This is a genomic window from Gluconacetobacter asukensis (assembly GCF_014174375.1).
Taxonomy (GTDB): Bacteria; Pseudomonadota; Alphaproteobacteria; order Acetobacterales; family Acetobacteraceae; genus Gluconacetobacter; species Gluconacetobacter asukensis.
The window spans coordinates 1-16,167 of record NZ_JABEQE010000023.1 but is presented as its reverse complement, the minus strand read 5'-3'; the positions used below and the strand labels follow the sequence as shown (position 1 = coordinate 16,167).

Here is a 16,167-nt window from a genome sequence, read left to right as displayed (position 1 = left end):
CGGGCACCGGACGGAAGAGTTTTCCCCGGATCAGGACGCCCCACAGGCCATGCGGTCATCTTCGGACACGACCATCCGCCCGATCGGGCGTCTTCTTCCTTGCGCGATCGTGGGACTGGGCCTGCTGCTGTCCGGCTGCTCGATCTTCTCGCCCCGGCCGGGCCAGCGCGGCTCGCTGATCGAGCCCGACGATTACAAGCAGCTCAAGCCCGGCGTCAGCACCCGCGCCGAGGCGATGGACCTGCTGGGCTCGCCCACCACCCATGCGACGTTCGACGACAACACATGGATCTACATCTCCATGCGAACGGTGCCGGCGCCGCTGGATTTCCCGTCCGTCCGCTCGCAGAACGTCGTGGTGCTGAGCTTCGATGACAAGGGCGTGCTGCGCACGCTGCAGACCCTGGACAAGAGCAACGCGCGCGTCACCAACATGGCGCCGGGCGCGACCCCGACTCCGGGCACCAAGATCAATGTCCTGCAGCAGATCCTGGGCAATGTCGGCCGCTACAACCCGCTGAGCAACATGAACAGCACGTTCGGCGGCAGCACCGGGCCGATGGGCTCCAACAGCGGTCCGGGTCACGCCGGCTCGGGCAACAGCCTCCCCTAAAAGCCTGCCTGCAAAGCCGTCCTGCCGGCGATCCGACACGCATTTCCTGTGCGTCGGCGCTCACGGCCGTCATGGCCGCTCCGCTCGATCAACGTCTGACCGACCTTACGCCGGCAGCACGATCCGGACCTGCAGGCCGCCGAGGCGGCTCTGCCGCAGGGCGATGTCGCCGCCATGGGCGCGCACGATATCGCGCGCGATGGTCAGGCCCAGCCCCGTCCCGCCATCCTGTCCGCTCTCGAACGGGCGGAAGACCGCCTCCATCCGGTCGCGCGGGATGCCCGGCCCGTCATCATCGACGCAGATCACCACACCACGTCCGTCCTGGCTGGCACTCAGGGCCACGCACGCCCCATGCCGCCGCGCATTCTGCAGCAGATTGTCCAGCACGCGGCGGATCGCGCCCGGCCGCAGGACAGCCTCGATCGCCCCAGGCACCGAAACGGAGAGGATCGTCCCGCCCGCCCGGCGAAAGGCGGATGCCACCTCGTCCAGCATCTGGCCGACATCGACCCCGACCGGCGTCTCCGCCCCCTCACCCCGGGCGAAGGACAGATAGCTTTCGATCATGCCTTCCATTTCCGCCACGTCACCGACCATGTCGGTCACCTCGGCCTGGAACTGCGCGGCATCTATGGAGCCCTGCGGCGGGATCATCGCCAGTGACAGGCGCAGGCGGGTCAGCGGCGTCCGCAGGTCGTGCGACACGCCGGCCAGCACCGCCGTGCGCTGCGCCACGAAACGGAAGATACGCTCCTGCATGCGGTTGAACGCGACCGCCGCCTTGCGCACCTCCTGCGCGCCCTCGGGCCGGATGGGCCCGATATCACGCCCCAGGCCGAACAGCTCGGCCGCCCGGGCCAGGCGGCGAATCGCACGGATCTGGTTGCGCATGAACAGGCTGGCGATCGTGAACAGCAGGAACGTGCTCCCCACCGCCCAGGCCACGAACAGCCAGATGGGCGCCACGGCCAGCCGCTTGCGCGGCGCGCCGACATCCAGCACGCCGTCGGGCATCTGGATACGAATGTGCACGGTCTGCGGATCGCCGATCCAGTCGACATGGAACGGCCGGCCGATCGAATTGTCCAGCGCATAGGCCAGGTCGTCATCCATGGGGCCCAGCACATGGGTCGACCCGGTGCGCGCCAGGCGCTGTCCCGGGCCCCAATCCATGTCCAGCTGGGTGCGCACCCGGGCCTGGTTCATGATCCAGGCCCTGTCCCCCGGCGCCTGATACCGTTTCAGCAGGTCCAGGGTCAGGACGATATCCGCCGCGACACTGCCCGACATGCGGCGCGACACGACCTTGAGGTAATTGCCGTAGAACAGCTCCAGCGAAATCCCCTGCGTGACCAGGAGCGGGATCAGCACGATCAGCAGCATCCGCCCGAGCAGCGAACGCGGCAGGACCCGGCGCACCGGCCGATCCATCCGGCGATACAGCCCCGCCATGGAGCGGGACCGTCCCGCCCGCCGCGGCCTGTCATCCACCGCCATGGATGGCCTCCTTCCCGCCTGCCCTCACATGCCCGGCTTCAGCACATATCCCTTGCCGCGGACGGTCTGGAGAAAACGCGGCTCGCGCGGGTCGGGCTCGATCCGGCGGCGCAGGCGCGTCACCTGCACGTCCACCGCGCGTTCGCCGATTTCCTCCATGTCCAGCAGGCGGGCAATTTCGTCCCGGCCCAGCACTTCATTGGGGCGGCGCGCCAGCGCGCTCAGCAGCGCGACCTCTCCACCCGTCAGGTGCACGCTGCCTTCTGGGCCGGACAGCAGGCCGCGCGCCGGGTCGAATTCCAGCCCGCCCAGCCGCACCACCCGCAGATTGTCCGACGGCGCGGGCGGCGCGAAACGCCGCAGATGCGCCTTCAGCCGCAGCAGCAATTCGCGCGGCTCGAACGGCTTGCCCAGATAATCGTCGGCCCCCGCTTCCAGCCCCGTGATCCGGTCCTCCGGCTCGCCGCGCGCGGTCAGCAGCAGAATCGGCAGGTCCTGCCCCTCCTGCCGCAGGGCTCGGGTCAGCGCCAACCCGTTCTCGCCGGGCATCGTCACGTCCAGCACCATCGCGTCGGGCTGCATGAAGCCCAGCACCTGTCGCGCCTCGGCGGCCGACGCGGCCGCACTGATCCGAAATCCATGCTCGGTCAGGTAGCGTTGCAGCAGGCGCCGCAGGCGCGGATCGTCATCCACCACCAGAATATGCGCCCCCACCACCGATCCGTCCCGCCCGTCCAGTCCCATCATTATCCGTCCCGGCTCATGCTCCGCCACGATGCGCCCGTTCCGCCGCCGCAGCCACGTCCTCGAGTACCAGGCGCGTCCGATCGTCCATAAGTCCCTGCACGACCCGGCGAAACCCATCGATCGCCGCAGCTCCCACGTCGCGATACACACCCATCAGTTTCTCCCGCTGCAGGTCGAAGAGCTGCCGCTCCACCGCCGCCCCGCTCTCGGTCAGCGACAGCAGGCGCAGCCTTCGGTCGCGCCGCCCCACTTCCTGCACCACGTAGCCACGCGATTGCAGGTCGGTCAGCGCACGCCCAAGGCTCTGCTTGGTAATGCCCAGCAGGTCGATCAGCGCGCCGACGGCGATGCCGGGGTGATGGCCGACAAGCTGCAGGATCCGATGATGGGCCCGGCCCAGGCCCAGCGCTTCCAGCACCGGATCGACCACCCCGCCGAAATCCCGCCACGCCAGCATCATCAGCTCCTGCGCCTGCCGCATTTCCTCCTCGCGCAGGAACAGCAGGCCAGCACCCGCGGCATGGCGCCGGCCCGGCGCCTTCTGTTCGCTCACGCGGCCTGGGCCCGTCCGGGCCGCAGCCGCGCCAGCAGGGCCTGCTTCGCCCGGCCCAGGCGCACGACCCCGGCCAGCCGCCGGTCCAGGAAATCCGCCACCGCCTCGCTGTCATCCCCCCGCGCCAGCCAGAACAGCAGCACCTGGCCGTAGATCGTGCCCAGGCTCATCCGCTTGGTCTGCCGGGTCACGCCGGTCGCATGGTCTCCCGCGGCTTCCCAGATCGCGTCCACCGTCCGGCCCATGACACGCGCCAGCAGGCCCGCATGGCCCGGAGCCAGCAGGACGCCAAGCGCCCGGCGCACCGCATCGCGATCCGGCGCGATCACCCCCAGCCGCAACAGGATGACCGCGCGCACCCGCCGCCCCAGGCGCGGCTCGTCCAGCCCCCGCGCGGCATCGATCATGATCCGGTCGCCAAGATCGAACCAGGCTTCAACCAGTTCGGCCGACCCGCCGGGGAACAGCAGGTCGGCATCCGGACCGGCGACATCCCGCAGAACATCCAGCCCCCATCCGCGCGCGCCCGCCACCGCGCCCAGGCGGCTCACCGCCTCATCCCGCGCCAGGCTGCGTTCCGGCCGTCCCGGCCGCCCGCAGGCGACAGCGCATCCGGCCAACCGGCCCGCCAGCGCCGCGACAACGCCTATCCCGTTCATCCCCGCACCCCGTAGCGCCCGATTTCCTCGTCGAATCCCATCTGGCCCAGATCCCTCATCCGCATCGGGTACAGAATGCCGTCCAGATGATCGTATTCATGTTGTAACACGTTGGCCAGAAAACCCGTCGCCACGCCCTGCACCGGCTGACCGGCCCGGTCCACGCCCGAATAGGCGACACGCACATGGCGCGGCACCACGCCCCGCAGGCCGGGAATCGACAGGCAGCCCTCGGGCCGCAACACCATCTCGTCACCGACCGGCCGCAGCACCGGGTTGATCAGCACACTGGCCTCGCGCGGCGGGTCGTCCTCCCCCGCACTGCGCTCGGCCGGCACGCGATAGACGAACAGCCGCTGCGAGACATGGACCTGCGGCGCCGCCAGGCCGGCGCCGCGCGCATCTTCCATCGTCTCGATCATGTCGTCGATCAGTCGGCCGATCTCCGGCGCGGTGGGGTCCGGCACGTCGTCCGCGCGACGCAGCAGGACGGGATGGCCCATCCGGGCGATCTTGAGCAAGGTCACGGTCTCTGCCTATCCTCCGTCCAGCCGTATCGCGGCCCGGAATCCTCACGGAATCATCCACCCCCGCGTCTGGCGCGAGGCGGATCTGTAAAATAGTCCGCCCCCGCCCCGCAGGAAACGGGCGGAATGATTTGTATTTCGCGCAAAGCCCATGTTATAGCTCCGCGCCATTCGGGAATCGCGTGCAGGGCCGGGCCTTGGGCGGTTATCCCATCCATGGTTTTCGTGGTTAACCCCAAGGCAGCCACAAACAGGAGTTAGCGACCAAGTGCAGGTTCTCGTTCGCGACAATAATGTCGACCAGGCTCTCAAGGCACTCAAGAAGAAGATGCAGCGTGAAGGCATCTTCCGCGAGATGAAGCTGCGTCGCCACTACGAAAAGCCCTCCGAGCGCAAGGCGCGCGAGGCTGCCGAGGCCGTGCGCCGCGCCCGCAAGATGGAGCGCAAGCGTCTGGAGCGCGAAGGGTTCTGATCCGCCGCCAGGCGTCGATCCCCGCAAAAAAGCCGGCCTCCTTCGGGAGGCCGGCTTTTTTCATGCCCGGAGCATGACTGGACACAGGGGCGGGGGAAACGAGAGCGGCCCGAAGGGCCGCGCCCGCCCCGTGTTCCGGTCACGCCCTCAATGGGCCGGGTCTATCAGGCGGCTCAGATAAACGGCCTCCAGCGCGCGCTCGCGCGCCACCTCGTTGGCATTCACCGTCCCCGAATGGCCGCCCTCGGTATCCTCGTAATACAGGAAGGGCACCCCAAGCGCCTGCAGCCGCGCCGCGAACAGCCGGGCATGGACCGGCCCCACCCGGTCATCGAGCGTCGAGGTAAAGATGAACGGCTCGGGATACCGCACACCGGGGCGCAACGCCCGCAGGGGCGAAATCCGTTCCAGGAACGCCCGCTGCTCCGGCACCGTCATGCTGCCATACTCTCCGGCCCACGAGGCTCCCGCGGCCATGGATTCGAAATGCTCCATGTCCAGCAGCGGCACGCCCACGATTACCGCCCCCCACAGATCGGGATGCTGGGTAAATTCCACCCCCATCAGCAGCCCGCCATTCGAGCGCCCGCGAATCCCCAGATGGGCGGGCACGGTAATCTTGCGCGCGATCAGGTCCCGCGCCACGGCGGCGAAATCGTCGAAGACATGCTGGCGGCCGGCCATCCGTCCCGCCTCGTGCCAGGCCGGCCCGAACTCTCCGCCGCCCCGGATATTGGCCACGACATAGACACCACCCCGATCCAGCCACAGCCGGCCTGCCACCGGGTCATAATCGGGCAGTGACGAGAGCTGGAATCCGCCATAGGCCGTCAGCAGCGTCGGGTTGGTGCCATCAAGGCGCATATCCGCCCGATGCACGATGAAATAGGGAATCCGCGTCCCGTCGCTCGAGGTCGCCCATTCCTGCCCGACCACCAGCCCGGCCGAGGCGAACTGGGGCGGCAGTTCCATGATCTTCCGCGCGCTGCCGTCGGTGCTGTCGGCCAGCCACAGTTGCTGCGGCGTCAGGAAGCCCGAAACCGACAGGAAGGCCCGCCCCGAACGGCGGTCGGTATCCAGGATATGGACCGACATCATGTCCGGCAGCTTCAGCCGCACGCCCTGCCAGCCCCCCGCCGCATCGGGCCGGAAGACCCAGCCCTGGCCACGCACCGAGTCGAGGATCGTCATCACCACGCCCGTCCCCGTCACCGCGACCTCATCGACCGCCTGGCGCGCACCGGGACTGAACAGGACCCGAACCGGCTGCCGCCCTTCCGGATCGACGGCAATGACACTGCCGGCCGGAACCCGCACATTGCCCGAGGACCAGTCCTGGTTGGCCGACAGGATCAGTTGCCCGGCCAGCAGGCCATGCAGGTCCATCCGCGCGGGCAGGTCGAGCGCCCGCGTGCCCCCGTCGGTGACCAGGCTGTAGCGGTCCTCGAAGAAGGTTACGGCCCGACGGATCAGCACCATCCGGTGCCCCTGCCCATCGGCCAGCGCGACGGGCGCCACCAACACGTCATCACGCTGGCCGCGCATGACTTCCACGGCCTGGTCCAGCGCCTGCCCCCGGCGCAGGCGGCGTACCACGAACGGATAACCCGAACGGGTCATGGCCCCGCCAGAAACGCCACTCGGGCCGTCACCCCAGTCGCGCGCCACCAGCAGCGTGTCCCGATCCTCCCACGCCACGGTTTGCTTGGAATGGGGCAACAGGAAACCATCGGGCGTGAACCCACCAGACAGGGGGGCGAATTCACGCAGGGTCGTCGCGTCCTCGCCCCCTTCCGAAAGCTGGATCAGACAGGGCGAATCGTCGGGTGCCAGACAGTCCGCGCCCTGAAACACCCAGTTGCGATGCTCGCGCCGGGCCAGCTCGTCGACATCCAGCCGGGTGGTCCACGCCGGATGCCCGTCCAGAAAGCGCTCCGGCGCGGCTTCGCGCCAGATCCCGCGCGGATGGGCCGCGTCCTGCCAGAAATTGAAGATTGCCCCGCCCAGGAAGGTCGGCACCGGTATGCGGTGCGCATCCTGCCGAATCCGCAGCACGGAATCATGAAAGGCACGATAGCGTGGATCGGCCTCCAACCCCGCGAAGGTCCGCCGGTTCTGCTCATCCACCCACGACAAGGCGGCCTTGCCGCGCACCTCGGACAAGGCATCGGGGGGCGGCGCGGAAGAAGAAGAGGCGACGGCCGGCATGGCAGCCAGCATCGCAAATCCAGCGATGACGATTCGAAACGAGCGCATGACCGGAAGCATTCCAGATGTTCCGGCCCGTGGGAAGCCCGATACCGTCCCCCGCGGCCCGGGGGACGAATGCCGGATCGGATCAGCCGTTCAGCTTGTCCAGTTCGCGCACCACGGCCTCACCCATCACGGTGGTACCGACCTGGGCCATGCCGGGGCTCATGATATCGGCGGTGCGCAGACCGCTGGCCAGCACATTGGCCACCGCCTGCTCGATCAGCGCGGCCTCCGCTTCCATCGCGAAGGAATAGCGCAGCAGCATCGCAAACGAGAGGATCTGCGCCAGCGGATTGGCGATTCCCTTGCCGGCGATGTCGGGCGCGCTGCCATGGATCGGCTCATACAGCGCCGGACGCCCCCCGTCCTCATCCACCGCACCCAGCGTGGCCGAAGGCAGCATGCCCAGGCTGCCGGTCAACATCGACGCCAGATCCGACAGCAGGTCGCCGAACAGATTGCCGGTCACAATGACGTCAAACTGGCGCGGATTGCGCACAAGCTGCATGGCGCAATTGTCGGCCAGCATGTGGGTCAGTTCCACATCCGCATATTCGCGTGCATGCAGCGCGGTCACGACCTCCTTCCACAGCAGGCCGCTTTCCATCACGTTGCATTTCTCGACCGAACAGACGCGGTTGCCGCGCTGCCGCGCCAGGTCGAAGGCAACCCGCGCCACGCGCTCGATCTCGGACGTGGTGTAGATTTCGGTGTTGATGCCGCGCTTCGTGCCGTCGGGCAGCGTCTCGATTCCGCGCGGGGTGCCGAAATAGATGCCGCCCACGGATTCACGTACGATCATGATATCCAGCCCGGCCACCACTTCGGGCTTCAGCGTGCTGGCCTCGGCCAGCGCGTCGAACACCTTCGCGGGGCGCAGGTTGGCAAACAGCCCCAGCTCCTGCCGCAGCTTCAGGATCGCGACCTCCGGCCGCAGATCGAAGCCGACCGACGCCCATTTCGGATCGCCGACCGAGCCGAACAGCACCGCATCCGCCGCGCGGGCCGCCACGATCACCTCGTCACGAATCGGCACGCCATGGACCGCCAGCGACGCACCGCCCACCAGATCCTCGGAGATATCGAAGGCAATACCGCGCTTGCGGCCCATCCACGCCACGACACGCGCGACCTCGTTCATCACCTCGGGGCCGATCCCGTCGCCGGGCAGGACAAGGAGCTTCTTGGTAACGGTCATTTCTCGTTTCCTGTCGTGACAAATAGACGGCGCAGGGCGCGATGGTCAGTCGATGACGATTTGCGTCTGCCAGGGCTGGGCCTGACCGCGCGTGGCCTCGAACGTGCTGATCGCGCCTTCGTGCTGCAGGGTCTGGCCGATATCGTCCAGCCCTTCCAGCAGCAGATGCTTGCGCAGCGGGTCGATCTCGAACCCGATCTCTTCGCCATCGGGCCGCACGACCACCTGGCGCTCCAGATCGACCGTCAGCCGGCCATTGGCGCCCAGCCGCGCATCGTCCATCAGCGCATCGCAGATCTCGCGCGGCAGGCGGATCGGCAGGATTCCGTTCTTGAAGCAGTTATTGAAGAAGATATCGGCGAAGGACGGCGCGATCACGCAACGGATGCCGAAATCCAGCAGCGCCCAGGGCGCGTGCTCCCGCGACGAACCGCACCCCAGATTGTCATGGGTGATCAGGATGCCGGCCTTGCGATAAGGCTCCCGGTTCAGCACGAAATCCGGCTTCTCCGACCCGTCTTGATTGTAGCGCATGCCGTCGAAGGCATGCACGCCCAGGCCGGAACGCTTGGTGGTCTTGAGGAACCGCGCCGGAATGATCTTGTCCGTGTCGATGTTCGCTTCCGGCAGAGGCGCCGCGATCGCGGTCAGGACGGTGAATTTATCCATGGTTCAGATCAGCTCCCGCACGTCCGTCAGATGTCCCGTCACCGCCGCCGCCGCCGCCATCGCGGGCGAGAGCAGATGGGTGCGCCCACCCGGTCCCTGGCGCCCCTCGAAATTGCGGTTGGAGGTCGAGGCGCAGCGCTGCCCCGGCGTCAGCCGGTCGGGGTTCATGCCCAGGCACATCGAACACCCCGCCTCGCGCCATTCGAAACCGGCATCGAGAAAGACCCGATCCAGCCCCTCACGCTCGGCCTGCGCCTTCACGATGCCAGAACCCGGCACCACCATGGCGCGCACGCCCGGCGCCACATGCCGCCCCGCCACGATCGACGCCGCCGAACGCAGATCCTCGATCCGGCTGTTGGTGCAGGAGCCGATAAAGACGACATCGACCGGCACGCCGGCGATCTTCTGCCCAGCCTCCAGCCCCATATAGTCGAGCATGCGCTGCAACTGCGCGCGCTTCGCCTCGTCGCTTTCCGCCGCCGGATCGGGAACGGTGCCGGAAACCGGGATCACCGTCTCGGGGCTGGTGCCCCAGGTCAGGACCGGCGGAATATCCTCGGCCCGCAATTCCACGATTTTGTCGTATTGCGCACCCTCGTCGGCCGCCAGCGTCTTCCAGTAGGCCACCGCCTGCTCGAACGCCTCGCCCTGCGGGGCGAAAGGCCGGCCGCGCACATACTCAAAGGTCGTCTCATCCGGCGCCACCAGCCCGGCACGGGCACCCGCCTCGATCGACATGTTGCAGATCGTCATCCGCCCGGCCATGTCCAGCCCGCGAATGGTCGAACCCGCGAATTCGATCACATAGCCGGTGCCGCCGGCGGTGCCGATGGTGCCGATAATGGCCAGCATCACGTCCTTGGCGGTCACGCCCGCGCCCAGCGTGCCCTCGACCACCACCTTCATGTTGCGGGCGGGCTTCTGCAGCAGGGTCTGGGTCGCCATCACATGCTCGACCTCGGACGTGCCGATGCCGAACGCCAGTGCGCCCATCGCGCCATGGGTCGAGGTATGGCTGTCACCGCAGACGATGGTCATGCCGGGCAGCGAAATCCCCTGCTCCGGCCCCACCACATGCACGATGCCCTGCCGTTCCGACAGAAGCGGGAAATACGGCACGCCGAATTCGCGGACATTGCGCTCCAGCGTCTCGATCTGGTTGCGGCTTTCCGGCTCCTCGATCGGCAGGGTGCGGTCCGAGGTCGGCACGTTATGGTCGACCACCGCGATGGTGGCGTCGGGCCGGCGCAGGCGGCGGCCGCTGACACGCAGCCCCTCGAACGCCTGCGGGCTCGTCACCTCATGCACGAGGTGCCGGTCGATATAGAGAATGGCCGTGCCGTCCTCAAGCCGTTCCACGACATGACTGTCCCAGATCTTGTCGAACAGCGTGCGTGCGGCCATCGGTCTTTCCCCTTCGGAACGGCATGGCGGGGCACGGCCCCGCCGCCCGCGAACACACAGGCGGCGAAGGAACGAACCCGTAAAATCAGGGCGATGCGCCGCCCGCCCGGCCAGGGCGGTGGGCGGCGCGACGCATCGCGTATCAGATGGTGATCAGGCGATGATCAAGCCTGGGCCGTCACCGTCTCGCGGGCGCGCTCGGCGATACGCGCCGACTTGCCGCGACGGCCACGCAGATAATACAGCTTCGCACGACGCACGGCACCACGGCGCACGACCTTGATCTCGGCGATCGTGGGGGAATAGAGCGGGAACACGCGCTCGACGCCCTCGCCGTTCGAGATCTTGCGAACGGTGAAGTTGCTGTTCAGCCCCTTGTTCGAACGGGCGATCACCACGCCTTCATAGGCCTGGACGCGCTTGCGCTCGCCTTCGACAACGCGGACCGACACGCGGACCGTGTCGCCGGGGCCGAATTCGGGGACCGCACGCTCGGTGGAGAGGCGGGCGATCTCACCGGCCTCGTACTGCTGGATAATGTTCATGATCGGGTTCCTCGTTTCAAAACAGTCTAATCAGTGCAGCCGGTCGGGATCAGCCGCATGGCTGACCGGATCGGACGTGTCTTGGCCGGTGCGGCGCCGATACGCGGCCCAGAGGTCGGGCCGGCGGACGCGGGTCGCCGTCTCGGATTCAGTCTGCCGCCAGCTTGCGATGGCGGCGTGATGACCGGACAGCAGGATGTCGGGGACATCGCGCCCCTCCCAGCTCGCCGGCTTGGTGTAATGCGGATATTCCAGCAGCCCGTCGGAGAAGCTTTCCTCCGTGCCGCTGGCGTCCGAGCCCATGACGCCGGGGATCAGCCGAACGCAGGAATCCAGCAGCACCAGGGCCGCCATCTCCCCGCCGGAGAGGACATAATCGCCGATCGAGACCTGCTCGACGGCGCATTCCTCCAGCACCCGCTCATCCACCCCCTCGTAGCGCCCGCACAGCACCACGATTCCGGGGCCACTGGTCAGGCGACGGACGTCATCCTGGCGCAGCAACCGCCCGCGCGGAGTGGGATAGATCACCGGGCGCCCGGCGGCCGCCACGTCGCGGATCGCGGTGGCCACCACATCCGGACGCATGACCATGCCGGCCCCGCCGCCGAAGGGCGTATCGTCCACCGTCCGATGCCGCCCAAGGCCGTATTCCCGCAGGTCGCGCAGGTCGAGCGACCACAGCCCGTCCTCCAGCGCCCGTCCGGCCAGCGACTGGCCGAGCGGACCGGGAAACATGCCGGGGAAGAGGGTCAGGATCGTGGCCTGCCAGGTCATGACGCCCCCCCGACGGCAGGGGAGACATCGCCCCCCTCCGACGACAGGTCGCCCTGCACCTCGACCTCGTCCGGCAGGACCGCTTCGATCCGGCCGGCAGCGATGTCGATCACCGGGAAACAGGCCTGGGTAAAGGGCAGGATCAGGGGCGCATGCCCCTCCCCGCCGATCTCCAGGCTGACCCCGGCGCCGTAATCATGGACGACCAGGACGCGCCCCAGCGACCTGCCACCCTGCTCGTGAACCGGCAGGCCGATCAGGTCGGCAAAATAGAATTCGTCCTGATCGGGCTCCGGCAGGCTGGCCCGCGCGATGTACAGGCGGCGGTTGACCAGGGCCTGGGCGGCTTCCCGCCCTGCCACAGGCTGACCCGCCGCGTCGCGCAGTTCGGCAATGCCGTCACCGCGCCAGCGCAGGGTCCAGACCTGTCCCCGGTCGTCGGTCAGCGTTCCATAGGAAGTCAGGTCTTCCGGCACGGTGGCGTAGCTGTGCACGCGCACCAGCCCCCGCACGCCATGCGGCCGCCCCACCACACCCATCAGGATACGATCGCGATCCACCGGTTCAGCCCGTCCGTGTTCCTATCCGCCCGTTGGCTCAGGCCGTGGCGGCAGCAGCGGCGGCGGCAGCGGCGGCACGCTCCTGCGCACGCTTCTTCGGCGCGGACTGCTTCGGCTGCTCGGTATAGACCGGCTTCGCGATCAGGCCGGCATTGCCCAGGAAGCGGGCAACGCGGTCGGTCGGCAGGGCGCCCTGCGACAGCCAGTACGTGATGCGCTCGCTCGTCAGACGGATGCGGTCGGCATGATCGGAGGGCAGCATCGGGTTGTAGGCGCCAACCTTCTCGACGAAACGGCCGTCGCGGGGCGAACGGCTGTCGGCCACCACGATGTGGTAGTAGGGGCGCTTCTTCGCGCCGGCGCGGGCGAGGCGGATCTTCAGGCTCATTGAGGCAATTCTCCGAAATGAAAACGTGCGGAATGCGGACAGGGACGAAACGATCTGGTCGATCGCGTCAGCCGAACGGACGGCCGCCGGGCGGTTTCGGCCCCTTGGGCATGAGAGCGGACATCCCCTGGCGCATGAGACCTTTCATGCCCAGCTTGTTGATCCGCTTCATCATCGTGGACATGTCATCGAACTGCTTCAGCAGCCGGTTGACGTCCTGAACAGTGCTGCCCGACCCGGCGGCGATACGCTTCTTGCGCGACGCCTTGATGATGGCGGGCGTCTTGCGCTCCGCCCGGGTCATGGACGAAATGATGGCCTGGTGGCGCTTCAGGACCGAGGTATCCAGGTCCTTGTCGCCCAGCGCCTGCTTGACCTTGCCCATGCCGGGCAGCATGTCGAGAATCCCCGACAGCGAACCCATCTTCGCGATCTGGCGGATCTGCGCGGCATAGTCGTCCAGGTCGAACTTGCCCTGCATCATCTTGAGGGCGATCTTCTCGCTCTCTTCATGATCCAGGGTATCGGCGGCCTTCTCCACCAGACCGGCGATATCGCCCAGGCCCAGGATACGGCCGGCCACGCGCTCGGGATGGAACTCCTCCAGCGCGTCCAGCTTCTCGCCCGAGCCGGTCAGCTTGATCGGCGCGCCGGTCACGGCCCGCATCGACAGCGCGGCGCCGCCACGGGCATCGCCGTCCATCCGGGTCATGACCACGCCGGTCACGCCCACGGCCTCGTTGAACGCGCGGGCGGTGTTGACGGCATCCTGGCCGGTCATCGCATCGACGACCAGCAGGGTTTCGGTCGGCGACGTCTCGGCGCGGATCTCCCGCACCTCGTTCATCAGCGCCTCGTCGATCGACAGGCGGCCGGCGGTGTCGAGGATGACGACGTCGAAACCCTCGCGCCGCCCGGTATCCATGGCCCGCCGCGCGATCTCGACCGGCGTCTGGCCGGGCACGATCGGCAGCGAGGGCACGCCCGCGCGCTCGGCAAGCTGCTGCAACTGCAACTGCGCGGCCGGGCGCTGGGTATCCAGGCTGGCCAGCAGCACCTTCTTGCGCTCGCGGGTCGCCAGCCGCAGGGCGATCTTGCCCGAGGTCGTGGTCTTGCCCGAGCCCTGCAGGCCGACCATCAGGATCGGCACCGGCGGAACCGCATTCAGGTTCAGCGGCACCGCGCCCGCGCCGCCCAGCGCGTCGATCAGCGCGTCATTGACGATCTTGGCCACGGCCTGGCCGGGCGAGATGCTGTCCAGCACCTCATGCCCCACGGCGCGCTCGCGCACCTTGGTGACGAAGTCCTTGACGACCGGCAGGGCCACGTCGGCGTCCAGCATCGCCAGACGCACCTCGCGCATCGCCTCGGCCACATCGGCCTCGGACAGCGCGCCGCGCTTGGCGAGGCCGTCGAACACACCGGAAAGCTTACCTGACAGCGCCTCGAACAAAGGACGTTCACCCCAAAAGATATCGCGCCACTGCGCGAACACTCGCGAGGCGGCGGTCCTGATTTCGGGGGAGGCTTTACGCCCCTCCCCTCCCGCTGTCAACGATTCCGGTCCGGGGCGGCCTCGGAATGGCCGCCCCGGTGGAGTCGCGACTGCCTGTACGCCTTATTCCGGGCGCCTTATTCCGCGCCGTCTTCCTTGGGCGCGCCCTTGGCGGGCGGCGGGGGCGGCGCCGTCAGCTCGTCCAGCTGCTCGTGCAGCGAACGGATCTTGTCCTCGCGCGCCTTGGCATCGGCCAACTGCGCGGGCGTCAGGATGTCATGGATCTTCACCGCCACGTCCAGCCGGCTGTCGATGGCGGCCTGATGCAGGGCTTCGATCTGCTGGGTCAGCGACGTCAGCTTCGCCCGGTCGACCGGGCCGGGCGCCAGCAGCAGGTCGCGGATCTGCTCATGCAGCGCGCCTTCCTGCTTCCAGTCCCCACGCTTGTCCTTGCGCGCGGCGGCCAGGATTGCATGGATCTGCTTGTGCTGCGCCGGAGTCAGCTGCAGCCCGGCCAGAACCTCCAGGCCATGACGCGTGCCCCAGCCGCCATGGAAACCCGGGCCGGGAGGCGGCGGCGGCATATCACGGGCCTGGGCCACCGTTGCCGACAGGCCGGCCAGGACCGTCACTGCCAGGATCGTCTTCTTGAACATGTGTGAGCCTCTATTTCCGTAACCGGCCCGGGGTCGCCCCCGGCCCAACCATGAAATCTAACCATGCAAAGCCGGTTCGAAATCAGGCCTTTGTGCTACGAAATGTAAGAGGCTATTTCAAAAGCCCTGATGGTGAGTGGAAGCGCGGCGTCAGCCGCGCGTCTGGCGGTGGTTTTTGAGCATCGGAGCGGAGCGGCCTTGTGGGCCGTGAGCACCGAAGCGCAGGAAACCGCCGTCAGGCCGCCGCCAGCGGGGCTTTTGAAACAGCCTCTACGGCATGGCGGCCACCACCATCCGACATGCCTGCGGGTCGTCCGCTAGCGGACGGAGGCCCCCCCGCGCGGCCTCTCCGGCGGCAGCATCTCACCCGTGGCGGCGTAATAGACGCGCTCGGCGATATTGGTGGCGTGGTCGCCGATCCGCTCCATGTTCTTGGCGATGAACAGCAGATGGGTGCAGGAGCGGATGGTACGCGGGTCCTCCATCATGTAGGTCACCAGCTCGCGGAACATGGCGGTATACAGCTCGTCCACCGCCGCGTCCGACTGCCAGACCTCGACCGCGCGCGCACTGTCCTGCTGGCTCATGGCGTCGACCGCCCGGCGCAGATTCTCCTGCACCAGCCGGCCCATGCTGCGCAGGGCCCCGGCCGGGACATCGGTCGGCACGGTATCGACCTTCAGCGCGCGCTTGGCCACGCTGGCGGCGCAATCGCCGATCCGCTCCAGGTCGCCCGAAATCTTCATCGCCGCCACGATCTCGCGCAAATCGCCCGCCATCGGCGCCCGCAGCGCCAGCAGGCGGATCGCCAGCGTCTCGATATCGCGCTCCAGCTGGTCCACCTGCGGGTCGAGCGCCTGCGCCGTCCGGCCGGCCTCGGTATCGCCCTCCACCACGGCGGCAACCGCCTGTTCGGTCTGCTGTGTGACCAGCCGCCCCATGGCGACCATCATTCCGCGCAACTGCGAGAGCTGCTGCTCGTAGCTGCTGACGGTGTGCGCCTGTTCCTTGACCACGCTGCCTCTCCCCCTGCCCGCCGAACTCAGCCGAACCGGCCGGTGATGTAATCCTGGGTGCGCCGCTCGCGCGGGGCGGTGAACATGCGGTCGGCACTGTCCACCTCGACCAGCTCGCCCATGTAGAAGAAC

The 16,167-nt window shown here is 67.9% G+C and carries 18 protein-coding genes and 1 pseudogene; 2 read left to right on the top strand and 17 right to left on the bottom strand.

Annotated features, from left to right (window positions below; genetic code table 11):
- Window positions 1-49 precede the first annotated feature (49 nt).
- A complete protein-coding gene (locus HLH35_RS17775) occupies window positions 50-613 on the top strand; it encodes an outer membrane protein assembly factor BamE (RefSeq protein WP_182980420.1) in 564 nt (187 codons plus the stop codon).
- 105 nt (window positions 614-718) lie between these two features.
- On the opposite strand, the gene HLH35_RS17770 is transcribed toward HLH35_RS17775, so the two are convergent.
- From HLH35_RS17770 to def, 5 genes are read right to left on the bottom strand one after another with little or no spacing between them, the layout of a single operon-like run.
- On the bottom strand, window positions 719-2,113 hold the full coding sequence (locus HLH35_RS17770; protein WP_408870140.1) for an ATP-binding protein: 1,395 nt from the start codon (window positions 2,111-2,113) through the stop codon (window positions 719-721).
- Between the two features lie 24 nt (window positions 2,114-2,137).
- Entirely contained in the window at window positions 2,138-2,860 is a 723-nt protein-coding gene (locus HLH35_RS17765; protein ID WP_408870139.1) for a response regulator, read from the bottom strand.
- Window positions 2,861-2,873: 13 nt separating this feature from the next.
- Window positions 2,874-3,413 (bottom strand): MarR family winged helix-turn-helix transcriptional regulator, encoded by a 540-nt coding sequence (locus tag HLH35_RS17760; protein WP_338029389.1) that lies wholly within the window; start codon window positions 3,411-3,413, stop codon window positions 2,874-2,876.
- On the bottom strand, window positions 3,410-4,072 hold the full coding sequence (locus tag HLH35_RS17755) for a ubiquinone biosynthesis protein COQ9 (RefSeq protein WP_182980419.1): 663 nt from the start codon (window positions 4,070-4,072) through the stop codon (window positions 3,410-3,412). The genes HLH35_RS17760 and HLH35_RS17755 overlap by 4 nt, the downstream gene beginning before the upstream one ends.
- Window positions 4,069-4,599, bottom strand: a complete 531-nt coding sequence (gene def / locus HLH35_RS17750; RefSeq protein WP_182980418.1) for a peptide deformylase — start codon at window positions 4,597-4,599, stop codon at window positions 4,069-4,071. The genes HLH35_RS17755 and def overlap by 4 nt, the downstream gene beginning before the upstream one ends.
- 268 nt (window positions 4,600-4,867) lie before the next feature.
- Between def and rpsU the strand changes: the two genes are divergently transcribed.
- Entirely contained in the window at window positions 4,868-5,071 is a 204-nt protein-coding gene (rpsU, locus tag HLH35_RS17745; RefSeq protein WP_010506446.1) for a 30S ribosomal protein S21, read from the top strand.
- A gap of 147 nt (window positions 5,072-5,218) precedes the next feature.
- Here rpsU and HLH35_RS17740 read toward each other — a convergent pair whose 3' ends face one another.
- The 12 genes and pseudogenes from HLH35_RS17740 to HLH35_RS20035 form a co-directional block, all read right to left on the bottom strand.
- Window positions 5,219-7,339, bottom strand: coding sequence for a prolyl oligopeptidase family serine peptidase (locus HLH35_RS17740; protein WP_182980417.1), 2,121 nt, complete (start codon window positions 7,337-7,339; stop codon window positions 5,219-5,221).
- 70 nt (window positions 7,340-7,409) lie between these two features.
- On the bottom strand, window positions 7,410-8,522 hold the full coding sequence (leuB, locus tag HLH35_RS17735) for a 3-isopropylmalate dehydrogenase (RefSeq protein WP_182980416.1): 1,113 nt from the start codon (window positions 8,520-8,522) through the stop codon (window positions 7,410-7,412).
- 45 nt (window positions 8,523-8,567) lie between these two features.
- Entirely contained in the window at window positions 8,568-9,191 is a 624-nt protein-coding gene (gene leuD, locus HLH35_RS17730) for a 3-isopropylmalate dehydratase small subunit (RefSeq protein ID WP_182980415.1), read from the bottom strand.
- Between the two features lie 3 nt (window positions 9,192-9,194).
- Complete coding sequence (leuC, locus tag HLH35_RS17725; RefSeq protein ID WP_182980414.1) at window positions 9,195-10,598, bottom strand: 3-isopropylmalate dehydratase large subunit; 1,404 nt, start codon at window positions 10,596-10,598, stop codon at window positions 9,195-9,197.
- A gap of 164 nt (window positions 10,599-10,762) precedes the next feature.
- Complete coding sequence (rplS, locus tag HLH35_RS17720; RefSeq protein ID WP_182980413.1) at window positions 10,763-11,143, bottom strand: 50S ribosomal protein L19; 381 nt, start codon at window positions 11,141-11,143, stop codon at window positions 10,763-10,765.
- Window positions 11,144-11,173: 30 nt separating this feature from the next.
- On the bottom strand, window positions 11,174-11,920 hold the full coding sequence (gene trmD / locus HLH35_RS17715) for a tRNA (guanosine(37)-N1)-methyltransferase TrmD (protein WP_182980412.1): 747 nt from the start codon (window positions 11,918-11,920) through the stop codon (window positions 11,174-11,176).
- Window positions 11,917-12,480: a ribosome maturation factor RimM gene (gene rimM / locus HLH35_RS17710; RefSeq protein ID WP_182980411.1), complete on the bottom strand. Its 564-nt coding sequence runs from the start codon at window positions 12,478-12,480 to the stop codon at window positions 11,917-11,919. Before rimM ends, trmD begins: the two co-directional genes overlap by 4 nt.
- A 37-nt stretch (window positions 12,481-12,517) precedes the next feature.
- Window positions 12,518-12,868, bottom strand: coding sequence for a 30S ribosomal protein S16 (gene rpsP, locus HLH35_RS17705; RefSeq protein WP_114729421.1), 351 nt, complete (start codon window positions 12,866-12,868; stop codon window positions 12,518-12,520).
- 67 nt (window positions 12,869-12,935) lie between these two features.
- The gene (gene ffh, locus HLH35_RS17700) at window positions 12,936-14,321 is read right to left on the bottom strand and encodes a signal recognition particle protein (RefSeq protein ID WP_182966455.1); all 1,386 of its coding nucleotides are present in this window, start codon (window positions 14,319-14,321) and stop codon (window positions 12,936-12,938) included.
- Window positions 14,322-14,500: 179 nt separating this feature from the next.
- Entirely contained in the window at window positions 14,501-15,019 is a 519-nt protein-coding gene (locus HLH35_RS17695; RefSeq protein ID WP_182980410.1) for a Spy/CpxP family protein refolding chaperone, read from the bottom strand.
- A 317-nt stretch (window positions 15,020-15,336) separates the two neighbouring features.
- On the bottom strand, window positions 15,337-16,035 hold the full coding sequence (phoU, locus tag HLH35_RS17690) for a phosphate signaling complex protein PhoU (protein WP_182980409.1): 699 nt from the start codon (window positions 16,033-16,035) through the stop codon (window positions 15,337-15,339).
- 26 nt (window positions 16,036-16,061) lie between these two features.
- Window positions 16,062-16,167, bottom strand: a pseudogene (locus tag HLH35_RS20035) (phosphate ABC transporter ATP-binding protein); the annotation flags it as partial.

Excerpts from the sequence above, each read along its gene's own strand:
- HLH35_RS17775 (WP_182980420.1), top strand. The coding sequence starts at position 50 with ATGCGGTCATCTTCGGACACGACCATCCGCCCGATCGGGCGTCTTCTT.
- HLH35_RS17770 (WP_408870140.1), bottom strand. The coding sequence starts at position 2,113 with ATGGCGGTGGATGACAGGCCGCGGCGGGCGGGACGGTCCCGCTCCATG.
- HLH35_RS17765 (WP_408870139.1), bottom strand. The coding sequence starts at position 2,860 with ATGATGGGACTGGACGGGCGGGACGGATCGGTGGTGGGGGCGCATATT.
- HLH35_RS17755 (WP_182980419.1), bottom strand. The coding sequence starts at position 4,072 with ATGAACGGGATAGGCGTTGTCGCGGCGCTGGCGGGCCGGTTGGCCGGA.
- HLH35_RS17740 (WP_182980417.1), bottom strand. The coding sequence starts at position 7,339 with ATGCTTCCGGTCATGCGCTCGTTTCGAATCGTCATCGCTGGATTTGCG.
- leuB (WP_182980416.1), bottom strand. The coding sequence starts at position 8,522 with ATGACCGTTACCAAGAAGCTCCTTGTCCTGCCCGGCGACGGGATCGGC.
- leuD (WP_182980415.1), bottom strand. The coding sequence starts at position 9,191 with ATGGATAAATTCACCGTCCTGACCGCGATCGCGGCGCCTCTGCCGGAA.
- leuC (WP_182980414.1), bottom strand. The coding sequence starts at position 10,598 with ATGGCCGCACGCACGCTGTTCGACAAGATCTGGGACAGTCATGTCGTG.
- rplS (WP_182980413.1), bottom strand. The coding sequence starts at position 11,143 with ATGAACATTATCCAGCAGTACGAGGCCGGTGAGATCGCCCGCCTCTCC.
- trmD (WP_182980412.1), bottom strand. The coding sequence starts at position 11,920 with ATGACCTGGCAGGCCACGATCCTGACCCTCTTCCCCGGCATGTTTCCC.
- rpsP (WP_114729421.1), bottom strand. The coding sequence starts at position 12,868 with ATGAGCCTGAAGATCCGCCTCGCCCGCGCCGGCGCGAAGAAGCGCCCC.
- HLH35_RS17695 (WP_182980410.1), bottom strand. The coding sequence starts at position 15,019 with ATGTTCAAGAAGACGATCCTGGCAGTGACGGTCCTGGCCGGCCTGTCG.